This window comes from Actinomycetospora sp. C-140, from assembly GCF_054796175.1.
Window position 1 is genome coordinate 68,235 of the sequence record NZ_JBTWNF010000022.1, and the last position, 17,813, is coordinate 86,047.

The following is a 17,813-nucleotide window of genomic DNA, read 5'->3' on the forward strand; positions in this document are numbered from 1 at the left end:
CATGTCACGCATCGGCAAGGCCCCGATCACCGTGCCGTCGGGCGTCGACGTCACCGTCGACGGGCAGAACGTCACGGTCAAGGGCCCGAAGGGCACCCTGAGCCACCAGGTCGACGAGCCCATCACGGTCTCGCTCGACGACGGCGTGCTCTCGGTGGCGCGCCCCGACGACGAGCGCGAGAGCCGCGCGCTGCACGGCCTGTCGCGCTCGCTGCTCAACAACCTCGTGCAGGGCGTCTCGCAGGGTTACGAGCGGAAGCTCGAGATCCACGGCGTCGGCTACCGCGTCCAGCTGCGCGGCTCGGACCTCGAGTTCGCGCTGGGCTTCAGCCACCCGGTGAAGATCGCTCCGCCGGAGGGCATCACGTTCGCGGTCGAGAGCCCCACCCGGTTCTCCGTGCAGGGCATCGACAAGCAGCTGGTCGGCCAGGTGGCCGCCAACATCCGCTGGCTGCGCCGTCCCGACCCCTACAAGGGCAAGGGCGTCCGCTACGCCGGCGAGCACATCCGCCGCAAGGTCGGGAAGACGGGCAAGTGATGGCAGAGAACGCGACCACCACCAAGGCTCGGGGGCACCTGGGCAAGAACGTGTCGGAGACCCGCCGCGCGGGTCGCACCCGACGCCACGTCCGGCTGCGCAAGAAGATCGCCGGCACGCCGTCGCGGCCCCGCCTGGTCGTCACCCGCTCCACGCGGCACATCACGGCCCAGGTCGTCGACGACATCGCCGGGCACACCCTCGCCCACGCCTCGACCCTCGAGGCCGACGTGCGCGGGATGGAGGGCGACAAGAAGGCCCAGGCCGCGAAGGTCGGGCAGCTCGTCGCCTCCCGCGCCAAGGACCAGGGGATCGACGCGGTCGTCTTCGACCGCGGCGGTCGCCGCTACCACGGCCGCATCGCGCAGCTCGCGGACGCGGCCCGTGAAGGAGGGCTCCAGTTCTGATGAGCGCCTCGGAGATGAACACGAACGGAAGGAACGCCTGATGCCGGGACGCACACGGCGCGACGGGCCCGCGGGCTCGGGCGCACAGGGCGGCGAGCGTCAGGGCGGCAGCGCCGGTCGCGACCGCCAGCAGGGCGGCCGCGACCGCCAGCAGGACCGCACCCCGCACCTCGAGCGCGTCGTCGCCATCAACCGCGTGGCCAAGGTCGTCAAGGGCGGCCGTCGCTTCAGCTTCACCGCCCTGGTCGTCGTCGGTGACGGCGACGGGATGGTCGGTGTCGGCTACGGCAAGGCCAAGGAGGTGCCGGCGGCGATCGCCAAGGGCGTCGAGGAGGCGAAGAAGAACTTCTTCCGCGTCCCGCGCGTCGGCGGCACCATCACGCACCCCGTGCAGGGCGAGGAGGCGGCCGGCGTGGTCCTGCTGCGCCCCGCCAGCCCCGGTACCGGTGTCATCGCCGGCGGCCCGGTGCGCGCGGTGCTGGAGTGCGCGGGCATCGCGGACGTGCTGTCCAAGTCCCTGGGCAGCCAGAACGCGATCAACATCGTGCACGCCACCGTGGCGGCGCTGAAGGCCCTCCAGGTGCCCGAGGCCGTCGCCGCCCGCCGTGGCCTGCCGATCGAGGACGTCGCGCCGGCCCGCATGCTGCGGGCCCGCGCCGGTCAGGGGGCGTGATGTCGGACCTCAAGGTCACGCAGACCCGCTCGGAGATCGGCGGCAAGCGCAACCAGCGCGAGACGCTGCGGACCCTGGGGCTGCGTCGCATCGGCGCGAGCGTCGTGCGCCCGGACACGCCCCAGAACCGCGGCCTGATCAACACCGTCCGTCACCTCGTGACGGTGGAGGAGGTGTCCGGCAATGGCTGAGTCGCCCATCAAGCTGCACCACCTGCGTCCGGCGCCCGGGTCGAGGACCGAGAAGACCCGTGTGGGTCGCGGTGAGGCCTCGAAGGGCAAGACCGCCGGTCGCGGCACCAAGGGCACCGGCGCCCGCAAGAACGTCCCCGCGACGTTCGAGGGCGGCCAGATGCCCCTGCAGATGCGTCTGCCGAAGCTCAAGGGCTTCCGCAACCGCAACAAGGTGGTCGCGCAGGTCGTCAACGTCGGCGACCTGGCGCGGCTGTTCCCCGACGGCGGCGAGGTCGGCCCGGCCGAGCTCGTGGCCGCCGGCGCGGTCCGCCCGGGCCACCCCGTCAAGGTGCTGGGCACCGGCGAGGTCGGCTCGGTGACGCTGCGCGTGAGCGCGCACGCGTTCTCGGGCTCGGCGAGCGAGAAGCTGTCCGCCGCGGGCGGCAGCGCGACCGTCGTCGAGTAGTCACCCGCCGGCCCCGGCGCCGCCCTCCGCGACGTGGAGGAGCGGCCCGGGGCCGTCGGCGTGTGCCCGTGTAGTCTCGCCCCGGGTCAGCACGACGAGACCCGGCCCGACCCCGCCGCCTCCCCGCAGCGTGTGGTCGGCGACCACGCGGCCCCCGCGCGACCCACGGTCGGCGGCGCGGCCGAACGACATCTGGAGGTCCGAGTGCTCGGCGCCGTGCGGTCAGCCTTGACCACACCGGACCTGCGCAAGAAGATCCTGTTCACGCTCGGGATCGTCGCGGTGTACCGCCTCGGAGCCACGCTCCCGGCGCCGGGCGTCTCCTACTCGAACGTGCAGGAGTGCCTGCGGCAGGTCCAGGGCAGTGACGCCGCGAGCGTCTACTCGCTGATCAACCTGTTCTCCGGCGGGGCGCTGCTCCAGCTCTCGATCTTCGCGCTGGGCATCATGCCCTACATCACGGCCAGCATCATCATCCAGCTGCTGACCGTGGTCATCCCGCGCTTCGAGCAGCTCAAGAAGGAGGGGCAGAGCGGTCAGGGCAAGCTCACGCAGTACACGCGCTACCTGACCATCGCCCTCGCGATCCTGCAGTCGACCGGCATCGTCGCCCTGGCCGACCGCAACCAGCTCTTCCAGGACTGCGACCCGTCGCAGTTCCCGATCCTGCCGAACGCCGACATCTTCGACCTCGCGGTCATCGTCATCGTCATGACCGCCGGCACCGCCGTGATCATGTGGTTCGGCGAGCTGGTCACCGAGCGCGGCGTCGGCAACGGCATGTCGCTGCTGATCTTCACCTCGATCGCGGCCCGCATCCCGGCCGAGGGCAACACGATCCTCTCGAACGCCGGCCCGCTGGCGTTCACGGTCGTCTGCGCCTTCGGGCTCGTCATCATCGCGAGCGTCGTGTTCGTCGAGCAGGGCCAACGCCGGATCCCGGTGCAGTACGCCAAACGCATGGTCGGGCGGCGGATGTACGGCGGGACCTCGACCTACCTGCCCCTGAAGGTCAACCAGGCGGGTGTCATCCCGGTCATCTTCGGGTCGTCGCTGCTCTACCTGCCCGACCTGCTCTCGCGGATCACGGGCAACCAGAACTCCGGCTTCTCCCGGTTCGTGCAGACCTACCTGGCCAACCAGTCGAACTGGCTGCACATCCTGCTGTACTTCGCCCTGATCATCTTCTTCACGTACTTCTACGTCGCGATCACGTTCAACACCGAGGAACGCGCCGACGAGATGAAGAAGTTCGGCGGGTTCATCCCCGGCATCCGTCCGGGGCGTCCCACGGCCGAGTACCTCAGCTACGTGTTGTCGCGCATCACCTTGCCGGGCTCCATCTACCTCGGCATCATCGCCGTCCTGCCGAACTTCTTCCTCGGCCTGACCGGTCAAGGGCAGAACCAGAACTTCCCCTTCGGGGGCACGGCTGTTCTGATCATGGTGGGCGTCGGGCTGGACACGGTGAAACAGATCGAGAGCCAGCTGATGCAGCGCAACTACGAGGGTTTCCTGCGCTGACCGGGACAGCACCGGGTCGGCGCGGGCCGGAAGTTCTTCCACAGGGATGTCGGGCGAGGGAGTGGCGCAGTGAGGATCGTGCTGGTGGGCCCGCCGGGAGCGGGCAAGGGAACGCAGGCCGAGCGTCTGGCCGAGCGTCTCGACGCGCCGCACATCTCCACCGGCGACATCTTCCGCGAGAACATGAAGAACGAGACCGAGCTCGGCAAGGAGGCCCAGCGCTACGTCGACGCCGGTGACCTCGTGCCCGACGAGGTCACGGTGAAGATGGTGAAGGACCGGCTCGCCCAGCCCGACGCGCAGGAGGGGTTCCTGCTCGACGGCTTCCCCCGCAACACCGCGCAGGCGCAGGAGCTCGAGAGCGTGCTCGGCGACCTCGGCCAGCGGCTCGACGCCGTCCTGATCTTCGAGGTCGAGGACGACGAGCTGGTGAAGCGGCTCCTGGCCCGCGGTCGCTCGGACGACACCGAGGAGACCATCCGTCACCGGCAGGACGTGTACCGCTCCGAGACCGAGCCGCTGATCGAGCACTACCGGGACATCGCCGTGCGCGTGGACGCCATCGGGTCGGTCGAGGAGATCACCGACCGGGCGATGGACGCGCTCGCCGACGAGCCCGACGACTGAGTGGGGCCGAACCGTAGCCTCGCCGACGTCGTCTCGGCCGGGGTCGGCGGGATCGCGGACCGGGTGCGGGGGCGCCTCGTGGAGATGAAGACGCCGGGGCAGGTCGAGGCGATGCGCGCCACCGGCCTGGTGGTCGCCGACGCGCTCGCGGCCGTCACCGAGGCCGTCCGACCGGGGATGAGCACCGCCGACCTCGACGAGGTCGCGGAGGGTGTCATCCGCGAGGCCGGCGCGGTGCCCTCGTTCCTCGGGTACATGGGCTTCCCCGCCTCGATCTGCGCCTCGGTCAACGAGCAGGTCGTGCACGGCATCCCGTCACGCGAGCAGGTGCTCGGCGACGGCGACCTCGTCTCCGTCGACTGCGGGGCGATCCTCGAGGGCTGGCACGGCGACGCCGCGGTGACGCTGCTGGTCGGCACGCCCGCGACCGGCGACGAGGACCTGTCCGGGGCCTGCCGTGCGGCCATGGACGCCGGCATCGCGGCACTGGTGCCCGGCGGGCGCCTCGGCGACGTCGGCCACGCCATCGAGTCCGAGGCGCGGCGCCGGGCCGCGGCCGACGGCCGGGAGTACGGGATCGTCGCGGACTACGGCGGCCACGGCATCGGCACGTCGATGCACATGGAACCGTTCGTCCCCAACCTCGGCCGCGCGGGCAGCGGCATGCGCCTGCGGACCGGCATGGTGCTCGCGATCGAGCCGATGCTCACCGGTGGCACCGACGAGACCGAGGAGCTCGAGGACGGCTGGACCGTCGTCACCGCGGACGGCAGCCGCGCCGCGCACTGGGAGCACTCGGTGGCCGTCACCGATGACGGCCCGCGCATCCTGACCGCGCCCGCGTCCTGATCGTCGCGCGGGCGGCCTGTCCGGTTTCCGCGTTCGGCACCCGGGCGTGGCCCGTGCGTGCCAGACTCGATCATCGTGATCACTCGATCGGGTGTCGAGCCCGCGCGTCGCCCGCCTCTCCGGGCGGCCGTGGTGGCGGTGGTGGCCGTCCTCGCCGCGGTGCTCGGGGTGCTCCCGACGGCCGGCGTCGCCGGCGCGGCCGAGGTGCCGACGTCGCGGGACGTCTACGCGTGGCCGTTCGCGTGGAACTCGATCTGGAACCTGCCGCTGGCCACGACAGCGAGGTACGGCGAGTTCGACCCGCGGATCGGCGATCTCTACGCGGACGTCGAGAACATCTCGGTCGACCCCGACGCACCCGTGCGGACCCTCGGCGGGGCGGGCTCGGGGGAGGTGCACGTCGATCCCGACCTCCGGGCGGACGGCTCCTGGAACAACTGCTCGACCCTGCTCGTCGCGAGTCCGGACGAGCGGACCGTCGTGCAGGGGCAGCCGATGGAGCTGGAGCCCGGCGGGGACCCGAGCTGGGAGTTCGCCTGGCCCGCGCAGTCGCTCGCCGGCGACGGCACCGAGGGCTGCCACGGCGGGTCGGGCCTGTCCGGCATCGGCGGCACGATCCGCGAGGGTGAGCTGTCCTCGGGCGAGCCCCTGCGCCACGCGCTCAAGATGAGCCTGCCGTGCACCACCAGCTGTTCCCCGGAGAACGGCGGTTTCCGGTGGCCCGCGGTGAAGGCCGACGACGGCTACGAGGGTCGCTACGGCGGCGAGAACCCCCAGGTCGCCATGGGCGCGCTGCTCGCCCTCCCGCCGGACACGGACCTGTCGGGGATCACCGAGCCCGACGTCCGCGCGGTCGCCGAGGCGCTGCGCACCTACGGCGCGTACGTGGTCGACGAGACGGGCGGGGCGCCGTCCGGGTCGTTCCAGGTGCAGAGCACCGCGCTGCGCGAGTTCCCGCACCTCGACTCGGCGGCGATGCGGGAGGTGGTGGACCAGCTCGCGGTCGTCGAGAACAACGGCCCGCTCACCCCGGGCGGCGGCACGTTGCTGGCGCCCCGCCGGGCGGCGTGCGCTCCGCCGTTCGACGACGGGACGGGCGGCGCCCCGGCGACCTGCCGACGCGGCACCGAGGCCGAGTGAGTGACACCTGATAACGGATAGCAGGACTATCCGCTGCCTGCTATCGTCGACGCGACTCGAGGAGTGGGGTGGTCGCGGTGGCCGGGACGGACCGGATGCGGGTGGGGGACGTCGAGCGTGAACGTGTCGCCGAGCGGCTGGCGTCGGCGCACGGCGAGGGCCGGCTGACCCTCGCGGAGTACGACGAGCGGGTGCGCGCGGCGCACGGCGCCGTGGTCGCCGCCGACCTGGAGCCGCTGACGGCGGACCTCCCGACGGGGCCGGCGCCGGCACCCGCTGCGGCGTCGGTGGCCTCGGCGGCCTCCGTCTCGCCCGCGGCGGTCCCGGAGCGCCGCCGTCCCTCGCCGCTGCGCGTGGCGGTGGCCGTGTGGGCGGCCGTGTCGCTGATCAACGTCGTGATCTGGGTGGCGGTGTCGGTGGGCACCGGTGCCGCCGTGGCGCCGTGGTGGATCTGGGTCGCGGGCCCCTGGGGTGTGGTGCTCGCGATGCACGCGCTCGCCGGGCGGGCGGGGCTGCCGACCCCGGCGCCGTTCCCGTTCGCCTGCGGGGCGCGCTCCCTGCGGCGCTGAACCCCCCGGTGGCGAGGTCCTCGCCACGCCGCGCGTACACTTGACAGCTGGTGCGCGAGTCGTGCCGGCGTCGGCGTGCGCTCGTGCCGCTGGGGCCGTGACGAGCGCGCCGTGTCCCTCGGACCTCCGCCGCCCCCGGCGTCGGTCGTCCCGTGCGGACGACAGCGTACGTCGAGAAGAATGCGGAGGACATGGCGAAGAAGGACGGCGCCATCGAGGTCGAGGGCCGGGTGATCGAACCCCTGCCCAACGCGATGTTCCGGGTGGAGCTCGAGAACGGGCACAAGGTCCTGGCGCACATCAGCGGCAAGATGCGCCAGCACTACATCCGGATCCTCCCCGAGGACAAGGTCGTCGTGGAGCTCTCGCCCTACGACCTGTCGCGCGGCCGGATCGTCTACCGCTACAAGTAAGCCGAGTCAGCGAGGAAGAGGACGTGAAGGTCCAGCCGAGCGTCAAGCGCATCTGCGCCAAGTGCCAGGTGGTCCGCCGTCACGGGCGGGTCATGGTCATCTGCGACAACCTGCGTCACAAGCAGCGCCAGGGCTGACGCGCACGCCCGGGCACGCCCGGACGCGGCCTGCGTGGCCGCACACCAGAAACCTCCCCGCACCTACGCCGGCACGTCCCGGCGGAGCACCCCCGGCACGGGAGGCCGGGGCCCGGAGCACCAGCTCCGGGACGGGCGGGGAGCCAGACCTCCCGGACGACACCAGGAGCACGCCACCCCATGGCACGCATCTCCGGCGTCGACCTCCCCCGCGAGAAGCGGATGGAGATCGCGCTGACCTACATCTTCGGGATCGGCCGCAGCCGGTCTCGGGAGATCCTCACCGAGACCGGGATCGACTTCGATCTCCGCTCCAAGGACCTGTCCGACGGTGACGCCGCCACCCTGCGCGCGTACATCGAGAACAACCTCCGGGTCGAGGGCGACCTGCGCCGCGAGATCCAGGCGGACATCCGGCGCAAGGTCGAGATCGGCAGCTACCAGGGCCTGCGGCACCGCCGCAACCTGCCGGTGCACGGGCAGCGGACCAAGACCAACGCCCGCTCCCGCAAGGGTCCGAAGAAGACCGTCGCCGGCAAGAAGAAGGCCGCACGCAAGTGAGCGCCACCTCGAACCAGGAGAACCGCTAGATGCCACCCAGGACTCGCGCCGGCGCCGCGGGGGCCAAGAAGGTCCGCCGCCGGGAGAAGAAGAACGTCTCCCACGGCCACGCGCACATCAAGAGCACGTTCAACAACACGATCGTCTCCATCACCGACCCGACCGGCAACGTCATCAGCTGGGCGTCCGCCGGGCACGTGGGCTTCAAGGGCTCGCGCAAGTCGACGCCGTTCGCGGCGCAGATGGCTGCCGAGAACTGCGCCCGCAAGGCCGCCGAGCACGGCATGAAGAAGGTCGACGTCTTCGTGAAGGGCCCGGGCTCGGGCCGCGAGACCGCGATCCGCTCGCTGCAGGCGGCGGGCCTCGAGGTCGGCACGATCTCGGACGTCACCCCGCAGCCGCACAACGGCTGCCGCCCGCCGAAGCGTCGCCGGGTCTAGGCGGAGAGGAGACACACCACATGGCTCGCTACACCGGACCCGCCACGCGGAAGTCCCGCCGCCTGAAGGTCGACCTGATCGGCGGCGACAAGTCCTTCGAGCGTCGCCCGTACCCGCCGGGGCAGCACGGCCGGATCCGCATCAAGGAGTCCGAGTACCTGCTGCAGCTGCAGGAGAAGCAGAAGGCCCGCTTCACCTACGGCCTCATCGAGAAGCAGATGCGCGCGTACTACGAGGAGGCGAACCGTCGCGAGGGCAAGACCGGCGACGAGTTCCTGCGCCTGCTCGAGTCGCGTCTCGACTCGGTGGTCTACCGCGCCGGTATCGCGCAGACCCGGCGCCAGGCCCGCCAGCTCGTGGGGCACGGCCACTTCCTGGTCAACGGCCAGAAGGTCGACGTCCCCAGCTACCGGGTGACGCAGTACGACATCATCGACGTCCGGGACAAGTCCCGGAACATGCTGCCCTTCGTGGTGGCCAAGGAGAACTTCGGCGAGCGCCCCGTGCCCGGGTGGCTGCAGGTCGTCCCGGACTCGCTGCGCATCTTCGTCCACCAGCTCCCGGAGCGGTCGCAGATCGACACGCCCGTCTCCGAGCAGCTGATCGTCGAGTTCTACTCGAAGTAAGTCGCGGTACCCCGGCCCGGGCAGCCTGCTCAGGCCGGGTTCAGGTTCGGCGTCAAATAGCGGACGCCGCATCGGAAGGAAACGTACGTGCTGATCTCCCAGCGTCCTGCCCTCTCCGAGGACGCCATCGACGACACCCGTTCCCGGTTCGTCATCGAGCCGCTGGAGCCGGGTTTCGGTTACACCCTCGGCAACTCGCTGCGTCGCACCCTGCTGTCGTCCATCCCGGGCGCGGCCGTGACCAGCATCCGTGTCGACGGCGTCCTCCACGAGTTCACCACCGTCCCGGGGGTGAAGGAGGACGTCACCGACATCATCCTGAACCTCAAGGAGCTCGTCGTGAGCTCCGAGGAGGACGAGCCGGCGACGATGTACCTGCGCAAGCAGGGTCCCGGCACGGTCACCGCGGGTGACATCGTCCCGCCGGCCGGCGTGACGGTCCACAACCCCGACCTGCACATCGCGACCCTGAACGACCAGGGCCGCCTGGAGGTCGAGCTGGTCGTCGAGCGTGGCCGCGGCTACGTCCCGGCCGCGCAGAACAAGGCGTCCGGCGCCGAGATCGGCCGCATCCCGGTCGACTCGATCTACTCGCCGGTGCTCAAGGTCAGCTACAAGGTCGAGGCGACCCGCGTCGAGCAGCGCACCGACTTCGACAAGCTGATCCTCGACGTCGAGACCAAGCCGTCGATGACGCCGCGCGACGCGATCGCGTCCGCGGGTCGCACGCTCGTCGAGCTCTTCGGCCTGGCCCGTGAGCTCAACGTCGACGCCGAGGGCATCGAGATCGGCCCCTCGCCCGCCGAGGCCGACTCGATCGCCGCGTTCGCGATGCCCATCGAGGACCTGGACCTCACGGTCCGGTCGTACAACTGCCTCAAGCGGGAAGGCATCCACACGGTCGGCGAGCTCGTCGGCCGCTCGGAGGCAGACCTGCTGGACATCCGCAACTTCGGTGCGAAGTCCATCGACGAGGTGAAGATGAAGCTGGCCGGGCTGGGCCTCGCGCTCAAGGACAGCCCGCCCGGGTTCGACCCGTCGGCCGCGGCGGCGGACTACCCGTCCGAGGGCTTCGAGTCCTACGGCTCCGACGGCGGCTTCGGCGGCTACGGGGTCCCGGACGACGACGGCCAGGACTACGCCGAGACCGAGCAGCTGTAGGCACTTTTCCCCCGCAACTCTGACGTGCTGCCCCCTCCCCGGTCCCGTTCGCGGGCCGGGGAGGAAAGGCGTCACGAGACAGGAGCAGTGACATGCCCCAGCCCACCAAGGGCCCGCGGCTCGGGGGTTCCCCCGACCACCAGAAGCTGATGCTGGCCAACCTGGCCACGTCGCTGTTCACGCACGGCCGCATCCACACCACCCGGGCCAAGGCCGAGCGCCTCCGCCCGTACGCGGAGCGGCTGATCACGAAGGCGAAGAAGGGCGGCCTGCACAACCGTCGCCTGATCTCGGAGCAGATCCGGGACAAGGACGTCGTGCACCGCCTCGTGGCCGAGATCGGCCCGTTCTTCGCCGACCGCCCCGGCGGCTACACCCGCATCGTGAAGACGCTGCCGCGCAAGGGCGACAACGCCCCCATGGCCGTCATCGAGCTGGTGAACGAGCGGACGGCGTCGGCGGAGGCCTCGCAGGCCACCCGCACGGCCGCCGCGCCGACGTCCCCGTCGGGTCCCGGCGCCGAGATCGGCGAGACCGCCACCGGTGCCGCCGCCACCGCGGCCACCATCGCGGCGGCGGAGGAAGCCGAGCCCGAGACGGCCGAGGCCGTCGAGGCCGAGGCGGCCGCCGGCACGGACGACGACGCCCCGGAGGTCCCGGAGGCCGAGGCGGCGGCCGAGGACGAGGTCCCGGAGCCGATGGCCGACAACGCCGCTTCGGCGGCCGGTCTCGACACCGACGAGGACTCGGACAAGTCCTGACCGACAGCACGATCCGCGAGCCCGCTCCCGACACCGGGGGCGGGCTCGCGGTGTCTCTGACGCGCTACCGGCTCGACCTGGCCTACGACGGCACCGACTTCTCGGGCTGGGCGCGCCAGCCGGGTCTCCGCACGGTGCAGGGCGTCCTCGAGGACACGCTCGCCACGATCTGGCGGGTGCCGGTGGCGCTCACCGTCGCGGGCCGCACCGACGCCGGCGTCCACGCGGACGCGCAGGTCTGCCACGTCGACCTGCCGGAATCCGTCGCGATCCACCCGGGCCTCGTCGGGCGCCTGGCGCGGATGCTGCCACCCGATGTCAGGGTCCGGGCGGTGTCGCCGGCTCCGGAGGGCTTCGACGCCCGGTTCTCGGCCCTGCGCCGCCACTACGTCTATCGCGTCAGCACCGCCCCGTGGGGCCCCGAGCCGCTGCGGGCCCGCGACACCCTGCGCTGGCCGCGGCCCCTGGACGTCGACGCGATGAACGAGGCCGGGCGGGGCCTGCTCGGCGAGCACGACTTCGCCGCCTACTGCCGTCCCCGCGCCGGCGCCACGACCGTCCGGGAGCTCCAGCACCTCGAGTGGACGCGTCCGCACGGCGAGACCGACGTCCTCACCGCCCGGCTGTCGGCCGACGCGTTCTGCCACTCGATGGTCCGCTCGGTCGTCGGCGCGCTGCTGGCCGTCGGCGAGGGACGCCGTCCCGTCTCGTGGCCCGCCGATCTCCTCGCGGCGCGCGAGCGCTCGAGCGAGGTCACCGTCGTCGCGGCCCGGGGCCTGCGCCTCGTCGGCGTCGACTACCCCGACGACGCCGACCTCGCCGCCCGCACCGCCCGGACCCGCCGCCGCCGCGACGAGCGGTGAGCGAGGTTGTCAGCGAAGTGCCGTCACAGACGCTGAGTGTCCGTATCGGTACTTCGATCACCGCGGCCGGGATCGGCGCCGACCTCCGGTGATCGAAGTGCGTTGACGGACGCTCAGTGTCCGCAACGGCACTTCGCTGACACGTCCACGTGCTCAGCCGCCGCTGCCGTAGGGGCGGGTGAGGATCTCGAGGTTGTGGCCCTCGGGGGAGTCGAAGTACGCGCCGCGGCCGCCGTCGTTGGTGTTCTCGCCCGACCGCCGGTGGCCGGGGTCGGCGAACGTGGGAACGCCCTTCGCGCGCAGCCGGTCCGCGATCACCGGGAACTCGTCGTCCGAGACCAGGAACGCGTAGTGCTGGGAGTGCGGGTCGGCGACGGTCATGAAGTCGAGGCTCGTCCCGTGGGCGACCTCGACGACCGTGAACGGCCCGAAGTGGAACGGCGCGGGCAGCCCGAGGACCTCGGCGAGGAAGGCCGCGCCGCCGTCCGGATCGGCGGACTCGACGATGGTGTGGTTCAGCTCGACGCTCATACGGGCCAGGGTGCGACCTCGAGCAAGGTCGAGGTCAAGCGCGCGGCGCCACCGCGATCGTCCCGTCCTCGACCCGGCAGGGGTGGGCGACGAGGTCGCAGTCGCCCGGATCGATCCCGCGCCCGGTGGTCACGTCGAACGTGTAGCGGTGGTTGGCGCAGGTCAGGACGCCGCCGGCGAGGGTGCCGCGCTCGAGGGGCCAGGCGCGGTGGGGGCAGCGGTTGTCGTACGCGCGGACCTCGTCGCCGGAGCGCACCAGCAGCACGCGGGTCGACCCGACCATGACGGCGCGCATCGTCCCGTCGCCCAGCTCGGCGAGCGGCAGGACGGGCGTGAACGTCGCCTCCACGACGTCAGAGCGTAGAGCCTCAGTCGCCGCGGCGGACCGGGCCGAGGATGGCGGTCTCGCGGGGGCCGGTGACGAGGTCGACGCGGCGCCAGAGGTTGCGGCCGAGGAGGACCGCGCCGCGGTCGGGCAGGGTCCGGAGGGCCTCGGTCATCGCCGGCGTGAGCCGCCAGAGGCGCCCGGCGAGCTCCGCCTCGTGCGGGGGCAGGCGCTGGATGAGGACGAGGTCGGCGTCGTCGGCGAGGTCGGAGACCGCGGGCACCAGCGACGGCAGGACGACGAGCGTCGTCTGGTGCGGGCGGCGCGCCGGGGCGGGCCCGCGCGCCGTGGCCCCGCGGTCGTGGACCACGAGCAGGGGCGGCCCGTGGTCGACGGCGAGGTCGCTCGGGGCCTCGCGCACGATCCGGACGACGTCGTCGGCGCCCTCGCCGTCCCGCCCGGCCGCGTCCCGGACCGCGTCCCACACCGGCGGGCGACCGGTGACGACGACGGCGTGGGCGCCCGTGCCGACCGCCCGCAGGGTCACCTGACGCGCCAGGTAGAGCCCGCCGAGCAGGACGACCCGCGTCGGCGCGGGGCGCAGGAGATCCACGACGACCGGTTCGCCGTCCGGGTCGGCCCCGAGCACGACACCGGCGGGGCGCACCGGGGGGCCGAGGGCGTCGAGCAGCGTCGGCGACACCGAGAAGGCCGGCGCGATCTCGGGATCGGCGCGCGTGGGGGCGGTCCGGCCGGCGGCGCTCACGGCACGGCCCCGACGGGCAGCGTCGCGGCGAGGCCGGCGGCGTGGCGGCCGTCGAGCGGGTCGAGGGCGATCCCGAGGGCGTGCCCGCGGGCGACCAGCTCGCCGCCCGCCTCGTCGAGGGCCTCCGGGGTGTCGGCGGTGATCCGGGCGGTGCCGCGCAGGCCGACGGTCGGCGCGCCGTCGCCGTCGCCGTGCGGATCGGGCTCGAGGGTGAGGGCGAGCGTGCACGACCGTCCGCTCGTCGCGGTCAGTCCGGTGAGCCGTTCCGGGGTCACCCCCGTGGGCCAGCGGGTGACGGCGTAGCTCGCGTGCCCGACATCGCCGACGACCACGGCACGCCAGTGTTCCGTCAGCCGTTCCGCGGGCTCGTCCCCGGTGTCGGCGGCCCCGGTCGCGGCGTCGAGGACGTCGTCGGCGCCGAGCGGGCGCACCGGCATCCCGTGGTCGGCGAGCACGCGGGAGATGCGGGCGAGCGCGCCGACCACGGCCCGGTGCGCGCCGACCACCCCGCCGCCGCGCTCGGCCACCGCGTCGGGACAGCGCTGCGGGTCCAGGCGCACCACCAGCCACGCCTCGCGCCGCGCGAGCGGGGGCAGCGGCCCGAGCACCTCGCGGTAGGCCGCCGCGGCCGGGGAGTCCGTGGCCAGCGGGCGGCAGTGCCAGAGGGCGCTGACGGCGTCGAGCACCACGCCCCGGTCGGCCAGGCACCCGGCCACCGCGGCGAGGGGGAAGGACGCGGCGTCCCCCGCCGCATCCGACGCGACGAGCCGGGTCCCGCCGTCGACGTCGGTGGGATCGAGGGCGAGCACCGCGCTCCACCCCCCGCCGTGCCCGAGCAGGCCCACCTCCCGGCCGTCGTGGTCGCGGGTCCGGGCGACGCTGAGGTCGCCGGTGAGCAGGCGCAGCACGCGCAGCCGGGGGTCCGCCCCGTCCCCGAGCGGCTCGGAGACCCGCTCCCGGATCCGCAGCCGGAAGCGCACGGCCAGGCCGATCCACTCCACCAGCCAGCGCCGTCGCACGCGCAGCAGGCCGACCACGATCCCCGCGGACAGCACGACACCGGCCAGGGGGAGCAGCCGCCGGTCCGCGGCCACGAGCGCCACCGCCGCGGCGAGGCCGATCTCGACGACGACGACGCCGACCAGCGGCACCGGCCCGAGCGAGGGCCCCGACGGCCGCCGCCGCGCGGTGGGCTCCGGGCGGTCCCGGGCGACGACGAGGCTCACCGCGCCCCCCGACGCCGGACGACGACCGCCGTGACGAGCGCGGCGACGACGAGCACTCCGACCACGACCCCGACGACGACCCCGGGGTGCCCGCCCTCCTCCGGGGTCGCGGACGGCGGAGCCGGCCGGACCTCGGGACCCGTGCGCGGCGGGCCCCCGCGCACCGCGGCCGCCGCGTCGAGCACCCCGTAGCCGACGGCGTCGTCGCGGACGCCGGGCGCCAGCCCCGCCGTGGGCGCCGCGGACCGGACGAGCGCGGCCGCGATCTCGCGCGCCGGAGCGGCGGGGTCCTGCGCGCGGACCAGCGCCGCGGCCGCGGCGACGCGCGCGGCGGCGAAGCTCGTGCCGACCAGCGGCCCGGTGGCGCCGTCCGGCGCGGTGAGCGCGGTGGTCAGGCCGTCGCCCCGGGCGGCGAGGGAGGTCGGCGCCCGGCCGGGGGCGGCGAGGTCGACCCACGGCCCGGCGAGCGACGACGGGTCCGCGGCGCCGTCGTCGCCGACCGCGCCGACCACCAGCACGTCGTCGGAGAACCAGGCCGGCACCGGGACGCTCGACACCGCACCCCCCGTGTTGGGCGGGCACCCCGGCCCGGTGTTGCCCGCGGCGGCCACGACGACCACGCCGCGGTCGACGGCCTCGCGCACCGCGGCGCGCAGCGCGCCGAGCGCGGGGGCCGCGGCCGGGTCGGCGACCTGGGCGGGCGTGCGGCACGCGGCGAGCGCGAGGGTGATCACGCCGACGCCCGGGGTGTCGGCGGCGTGCCGGACCGCGCGGGCCAGCGTGGTGACGTCGCCGACGCCGGCCTGGCCGTCGGCGCCGTAGAACGCGCTGGTCTGGCGCACCGCCAGCACGCGGGCGGCCGGCGCCAGCCCGACGAGGAAGTCGCCGGGCGCGGGGTCGGCGGCGATCACCCCGGCCACCGCGGTGCCGTGCCCGTCGCAGTCGTCGGTGCCCGCCGCCCCGGCGACGAAGTCGCCGCCGTCGGCGACCCGCCCGCCGAGCCGGGGGTGGGAGGCGACGCCGGTGTCGACGACCGCGACCGTCTGCCCCTCGCCGCGCCCGCCGGTCCAGGCCGCCGCCGGGTCCGGCCCGGGCGGGACGTCGCCGAACCCGGTGCCCGACACGCCCGCCGGGGGCACGGGCGCGGGGCAGGGCGCGGTCTCGCGTGCTCCGGGCACCGCGTCCGGCGCGGGGTCGAGGGCGGCGAGCGCCGCCGCATCCGGCGCGGGCGGGGTCGGCGCCGACCCGGGCGCGGCGCCCGCCGGTGCCGTGGAGAGCAGGACCGCGAGCGCCACCAGGGCCAGCGCGCCACCGGTGCGCGTCACAGCAGCCGCATCGCCGTGTAGAGGTCCATCACCCCGAGCGCGACCGGCAGCGCCGCGGCGATGCCGACCGCCTCGACGACGTCGACGGCCCGTCGCACGACGGGCGAGAAGCGCCGGTGCGGGACGACGACGCCGAGCACCAGCGCGGACGCCCCGCCCGCCAGTGCGACGGCGGGGACGGCGAGCACCGCGACGAGCGGCGGCGCCACCAGCAGCCAGCCGACGAGCAGGCCCGCCCCGGCGAGCAGCGCGCAGACGAGCAGCGCGACCGCCTGCACGCCGTTGGCGTAGGTGCGCGAGCGCAGGGCGATCAGGGCGGTGAGCAGCGCGGCGAGCACCCAGCCGGCGACGCCCCGCCACCCGCCGACCGGGGCGAGGGCGAGCACGGTGACCGCGCCCGCCGTGACCGCGCCGCACCCGAGGACCAGCCCCGACAGCGCGGCATGGGCGCGGTCGGCGCGGCGCTCGATGTCCGCGTGCTCGGCGACCCCGGGGTCGTCGGCGAGCTCGTCGGCCGACCCGGGCACCCGCGGCAGGGGCAGCCGCGCGAGCGCGATGCCGGTGCGGGGCAGCAGCGCGGCCGCGACGAGGGCGAGCGCCCCGGCCCCGGCGGCGACGCCCGCGGCGTCCCCCGCGTCGAGGATCGTGGCGACCCCGGTGGCGACGGCGAGGAGCACCGCGGCGGTCAGGACGCCGAGCAGCGCGGCGACGCCGGCGGGCCCGGCGGAGCCCAGGACGAGCAGCCCGACCACGGCCGCGGCCGCGGCGAGCGCCGCTCCGAGGAGGAGCTGTGGCGCGCCGGCGGTGGCCACCAAGGACGTGGACGCCGAGGTGGCCGCCCCGACGGGCCCCCACGGCACGGCCGCCACCCCGGCGACGCCGGCCAGGCCGACGGCGCCCAGGGCCAGGATCGAGCCCGCCCCCGCCTGGTCGGCCACCCGCGTCCCGGCCGCGGCCGCCGCGAGTGCGGCGAGGGCGGCGACCCCGGCGACGGCGGCGGTCCCGAGACCCCCGGCGGTGCCCGGTCCGCGGCCCGCCACGACGAGCGCCAGCCCCGCGACGGCGAGGCCGAGCGCGAGTCCCGCGAGCCCGAGCACCCGCGCGAGACCCGGGCCCCACGCCCGGTAGCTCGCGGGCGTCGCCTCGGCCACGGCGTCGACGACGTCGTCGAACAACGGCGGCGGCGCGGCGTCGGCGCGGCGCCGCAGCACGAGCTGGTCGCCGTCGAGGACGCCGAGCGAGGCGAGGGTGCGCGCGGGGTCGACCGTGCCCTGCCCGAGCGGCGCCAGCGTCCAGCCCCCGCCCGCCCCGCGCCCGCCGGCCGCCGACTCGCCGGTCATGTCGAGCAGGACCGGCAGCAGGTCGGCGAGCGGGACGTCGGGAGGCAGGGCGACGTCGACCCGCGTCCGGGGGGCGAGGACCGACACGCGGCTCGCGGCGGCGACCGGCGCGCCCGTCCCCGCCGGGAGGGCCGGCGGGGCTCCGTCGCCGTCACCGAGCGCGGGCCGGCTCCCGGCGGCCCCGGGCGGCGCCGTGCCGCGGTCGGACCGGGCGGTGCCTGTCATGCGCTCCTCCCCGTGACGGGCGTGCTCACCGGATCTCCGTCGGGCACCTCTGGGCTGTTCGTCCGAGACGGACCCGGCGGGCGCCGTGGCTCCTTAGTATGGCCGGGCGGTCGGGGCCGGGTGGGGTGATCGCCAGGATTGGGGGAC

25 protein-coding genes are annotated in these 17,813 nt (G+C 74.4%); 18 read left to right on the top strand and 7 right to left on the bottom strand.

The annotated features are described in order from the left end of the window. Nucleotide 1: 1 nt before the first annotated feature. The 5 genes from rplF to rplO are packed head-to-tail and all read left to right on the top strand — an operon-like array spanning nucleotide 2 to nucleotide 2,257. The gene (gene rplF, locus ACR9E3_RS28240) at nucleotides 2-538 is read left to right on the top strand and encodes a 50S ribosomal protein L6 (protein WP_460384164.1); all 537 of its coding nucleotides are present in this window, start codon (nucleotides 2-4) and stop codon (nucleotides 536-538) included. Further along, a complete protein-coding gene (gene rplR / locus ACR9E3_RS28245; RefSeq protein WP_460384165.1) occupies nucleotides 538-945 on the top strand; it encodes a 50S ribosomal protein L18 in 408 nt (135 codons plus the stop codon). Before rplF ends, rplR begins: the two co-directional genes overlap by 1 nt. Before the next feature lie 40 nt (nucleotides 946-985). Then, nucleotides 986-1,618: a 30S ribosomal protein S5 gene (gene rpsE, locus ACR9E3_RS28250; RefSeq protein ID WP_460384167.1), complete on the top strand. Its 633-nt coding sequence runs from the start codon at nucleotides 986-988 to the stop codon at nucleotides 1,616-1,618. Next, nucleotides 1,618-1,809 carry a 50S ribosomal protein L30 gene (gene rpmD, locus ACR9E3_RS28255; protein WP_285648694.1) on the top strand — a complete coding sequence of 64 codons (192 nt, stop codon included), beginning with the start codon at nucleotides 1,618-1,620 and terminating at the stop codon, nucleotides 1,807-1,809. Before rpsE ends, rpmD begins: the two co-directional genes overlap by 1 nt. Beyond that, nucleotides 1,802-2,257 carry a 50S ribosomal protein L15 gene (rplO, locus tag ACR9E3_RS28260; RefSeq protein WP_460384168.1) on the top strand — a complete coding sequence of 152 codons (456 nt, stop codon included), beginning with the start codon at nucleotides 1,802-1,804 and terminating at the stop codon, nucleotides 2,255-2,257. The genes rpmD and rplO overlap by 8 nt, the downstream gene beginning before the upstream one ends. Here rplO and ACR9E3_RS28265 read toward each other — a convergent pair whose 3' ends face one another. Beyond that, nucleotides 2,258-2,449 (bottom strand): hypothetical protein, encoded by a 192-nt coding sequence (locus tag ACR9E3_RS28265; protein ID WP_460384169.1) that lies wholly within the window; start codon nucleotides 2,447-2,449, stop codon nucleotides 2,258-2,260. A gap of 12 nt (nucleotides 2,450-2,461) precedes the next feature. On the opposite strand from ACR9E3_RS28265, the gene secY reads away from it, so the two are divergent. From secY to truA, 13 genes are all read left to right on the top strand, one after another. Continuing rightward, a complete protein-coding gene (secY, locus tag ACR9E3_RS28270) occupies nucleotides 2,462-3,781 on the top strand; it encodes a preprotein translocase subunit SecY (protein WP_460384170.1) in 1,320 nt (439 codons plus the stop codon). 69 nt (nucleotides 3,782-3,850) lie between these two features. Continuing rightward, nucleotides 3,851-4,408, top strand: coding sequence for an adenylate kinase (locus ACR9E3_RS28275; RefSeq protein ID WP_460384172.1), 558 nt, complete (start codon nucleotides 3,851-3,853; stop codon nucleotides 4,406-4,408). Nucleotides 4,409-4,492: 84 nt separating this feature from the next. Continuing rightward, nucleotides 4,493-5,257 (top strand): type I methionyl aminopeptidase, encoded by a 765-nt coding sequence (map, locus tag ACR9E3_RS28280; RefSeq protein ID WP_460384213.1) that lies wholly within the window; start codon nucleotides 4,493-4,495, stop codon nucleotides 5,255-5,257. A gap of 75 nt (nucleotides 5,258-5,332) precedes the next feature. Beyond that, the gene (locus tag ACR9E3_RS28285) at nucleotides 5,333-6,397 is read left to right on the top strand and encodes a hypothetical protein (protein WP_460384174.1); all 1,065 of its coding nucleotides are present in this window, start codon (nucleotides 5,333-5,335) and stop codon (nucleotides 6,395-6,397) included. Nucleotides 6,398-6,474: 77 nt separating this feature from the next. Continuing rightward, on the top strand, nucleotides 6,475-6,966 hold the full coding sequence (locus tag ACR9E3_RS28290) for a DUF1707 SHOCT-like domain-containing protein (RefSeq protein ID WP_460384175.1): 492 nt from the start codon (nucleotides 6,475-6,477) through the stop codon (nucleotides 6,964-6,966). A 191-nt stretch (nucleotides 6,967-7,157) separates the two neighbouring features. Beyond that, complete coding sequence (gene infA, locus ACR9E3_RS28295; protein ID WP_030532868.1) at nucleotides 7,158-7,379, top strand: translation initiation factor IF-1; 222 nt, start codon at nucleotides 7,158-7,160, stop codon at nucleotides 7,377-7,379. Nucleotides 7,380-7,402: 23 nt separating this feature from the next. Continuing rightward, nucleotides 7,403-7,516 carry a 50S ribosomal protein L36 gene (rpmJ, locus tag ACR9E3_RS28300; protein ID WP_018330934.1) on the top strand — a complete coding sequence of 38 codons (114 nt, stop codon included), beginning with the start codon at nucleotides 7,403-7,405 and terminating at the stop codon, nucleotides 7,514-7,516. A 180-nt stretch (nucleotides 7,517-7,696) separates the two neighbouring features. Next, entirely contained in the window at nucleotides 7,697-8,077 is a 381-nt protein-coding gene (rpsM, locus tag ACR9E3_RS28305; RefSeq protein ID WP_460384176.1) for a 30S ribosomal protein S13, read from the top strand. 29 nt (nucleotides 8,078-8,106) lie between these two features. Continuing rightward, complete coding sequence (rpsK, locus tag ACR9E3_RS28310) at nucleotides 8,107-8,517, top strand: 30S ribosomal protein S11 (protein ID WP_285648688.1); 411 nt, start codon at nucleotides 8,107-8,109, stop codon at nucleotides 8,515-8,517. Nucleotides 8,518-8,537: 20 nt separating this feature from the next. Further along, complete coding sequence (rpsD, locus tag ACR9E3_RS28315; RefSeq protein ID WP_285648687.1) at nucleotides 8,538-9,143, top strand: 30S ribosomal protein S4; 606 nt, start codon at nucleotides 8,538-8,540, stop codon at nucleotides 9,141-9,143. 87 nt (nucleotides 9,144-9,230) lie between these two features. Next, complete coding sequence (locus ACR9E3_RS28320; protein WP_285648686.1) at nucleotides 9,231-10,304, top strand: DNA-directed RNA polymerase subunit alpha; 1,074 nt, start codon at nucleotides 9,231-9,233, stop codon at nucleotides 10,302-10,304. A 92-nt stretch (nucleotides 10,305-10,396) separates the two neighbouring features. After that, on the top strand, nucleotides 10,397-11,065 hold the full coding sequence (gene rplQ / locus ACR9E3_RS28325; RefSeq protein WP_460384178.1) for a 50S ribosomal protein L17: 669 nt from the start codon (nucleotides 10,397-10,399) through the stop codon (nucleotides 11,063-11,065). A 50-nt stretch (nucleotides 11,066-11,115) separates the two neighbouring features. Then, entirely contained in the window at nucleotides 11,116-11,928 is an 813-nt protein-coding gene (gene truA / locus ACR9E3_RS28330; protein WP_460384179.1) for a tRNA pseudouridine(38-40) synthase TruA, read from the top strand. Between the two features lie 153 nt (nucleotides 11,929-12,081). Here the strand turns inward: truA and ACR9E3_RS28335 are convergent, their stop codons facing one another. The 6 genes from ACR9E3_RS28335 to eccD are packed head-to-tail and all read right to left on the bottom strand — an operon-like array spanning nucleotide 12,082 to nucleotide 17,666. Continuing rightward, entirely contained in the window at nucleotides 12,082-12,459 is a 378-nt protein-coding gene (locus ACR9E3_RS28335) for a VOC family protein (protein ID WP_460384180.1), read from the bottom strand. Nucleotides 12,460-12,493: 34 nt separating this feature from the next. Continuing rightward, nucleotides 12,494-12,808, bottom strand: a complete 315-nt coding sequence (locus ACR9E3_RS28340; protein WP_460384181.1) for a Rieske (2Fe-2S) protein — start codon at nucleotides 12,806-12,808, stop codon at nucleotides 12,494-12,496. Between the two features lie 19 nt (nucleotides 12,809-12,827). Then, a complete protein-coding gene (locus tag ACR9E3_RS28345; protein WP_460384182.1) occupies nucleotides 12,828-13,550 on the bottom strand; it encodes a hypothetical protein in 723 nt (240 codons plus the stop codon). Further along, entirely contained in the window at nucleotides 13,547-14,776 is a 1,230-nt protein-coding gene (gene eccE, locus ACR9E3_RS28350; RefSeq protein ID WP_460384183.1) for a type VII secretion protein EccE, read from the bottom strand. Before eccE ends, ACR9E3_RS28345 begins: the two co-directional genes overlap by 4 nt. Further along, complete coding sequence (gene mycP, locus ACR9E3_RS28355; RefSeq protein ID WP_460384184.1) at nucleotides 14,773-16,101, bottom strand: type VII secretion-associated serine protease mycosin; 1,329 nt, start codon at nucleotides 16,099-16,101, stop codon at nucleotides 14,773-14,775. Before mycP ends, eccE begins: the two co-directional genes overlap by 4 nt. Then, nucleotides 16,098-17,666, bottom strand: a complete 1,569-nt coding sequence (eccD, locus tag ACR9E3_RS28360) for a type VII secretion integral membrane protein EccD (RefSeq protein ID WP_460384185.1) — start codon at nucleotides 17,664-17,666, stop codon at nucleotides 16,098-16,100. Before eccD ends, mycP begins: the two co-directional genes overlap by 4 nt. Between the last annotated feature and the right edge of the window lie 147 nt (nucleotides 17,667-17,813).

What these genes read in the sequence shown, in the direction of transcription:
- rplO (WP_460384168.1), top strand. Translation starts at nt 1,802, where the DNA reads ATGGCTGAGTCGCCCATCAAGCTGCACCACCTGCGTCCGGCGCCCGGG.
- rpsE (WP_460384167.1), top strand. Translation starts at nt 986, where the DNA reads ATGCCGGGACGCACACGGCGCGACGGGCCCGCGGGCTCGGGCGCACAG.
- ACR9E3_RS28265 (WP_460384169.1), bottom strand. Translation starts at nt 2,449, where the DNA reads ATGTCGTTCGGCCGCGCCGCCGACCGTGGGTCGCGCGGGGGCCGCGTG.
- eccD (WP_460384185.1), bottom strand. Translation starts at nt 17,666, where the DNA reads ATGACAGGCACCGCCCGGTCCGACCGCGGCACGGCGCCGCCCGGGGCC.
- rplQ (WP_460384178.1), top strand. Translation starts at nt 10,397, where the DNA reads ATGCCCCAGCCCACCAAGGGCCCGCGGCTCGGGGGTTCCCCCGACCAC.
- rplF (WP_460384164.1), top strand. Translation starts at nt 2, where the DNA reads ATGTCACGCATCGGCAAGGCCCCGATCACCGTGCCGTCGGGCGTCGAC.
- rpmD (WP_285648694.1), top strand. Translation starts at nt 1,618, where the DNA reads ATGTCGGACCTCAAGGTCACGCAGACCCGCTCGGAGATCGGCGGCAAG.
- rplR (WP_460384165.1), top strand. Translation starts at nt 538, where the DNA reads ATGGCAGAGAACGCGACCACCACCAAGGCTCGGGGGCACCTGGGCAAG.
- rpsK (WP_285648688.1), top strand. Translation starts at nt 8,107, where the DNA reads ATGCCACCCAGGACTCGCGCCGGCGCCGCGGGGGCCAAGAAGGTCCGC.
- map (WP_460384213.1), top strand. Translation starts at nt 4,493, where the DNA reads ATGAAGACGCCGGGGCAGGTCGAGGCGATGCGCGCCACCGGCCTGGTG.
- rpsD (WP_285648687.1), top strand. Translation starts at nt 8,538, where the DNA reads ATGGCTCGCTACACCGGACCCGCCACGCGGAAGTCCCGCCGCCTGAAG.
- infA (WP_030532868.1), top strand. Translation starts at nt 7,158, where the DNA reads ATGGCGAAGAAGGACGGCGCCATCGAGGTCGAGGGCCGGGTGATCGAA.
- rpsM (WP_460384176.1), top strand. Translation starts at nt 7,697, where the DNA reads ATGGCACGCATCTCCGGCGTCGACCTCCCCCGCGAGAAGCGGATGGAG.
- ACR9E3_RS28335 (WP_460384180.1), bottom strand. Translation starts at nt 12,459, where the DNA reads ATGAGCGTCGAGCTGAACCACACCATCGTCGAGTCCGCCGATCCGGAC.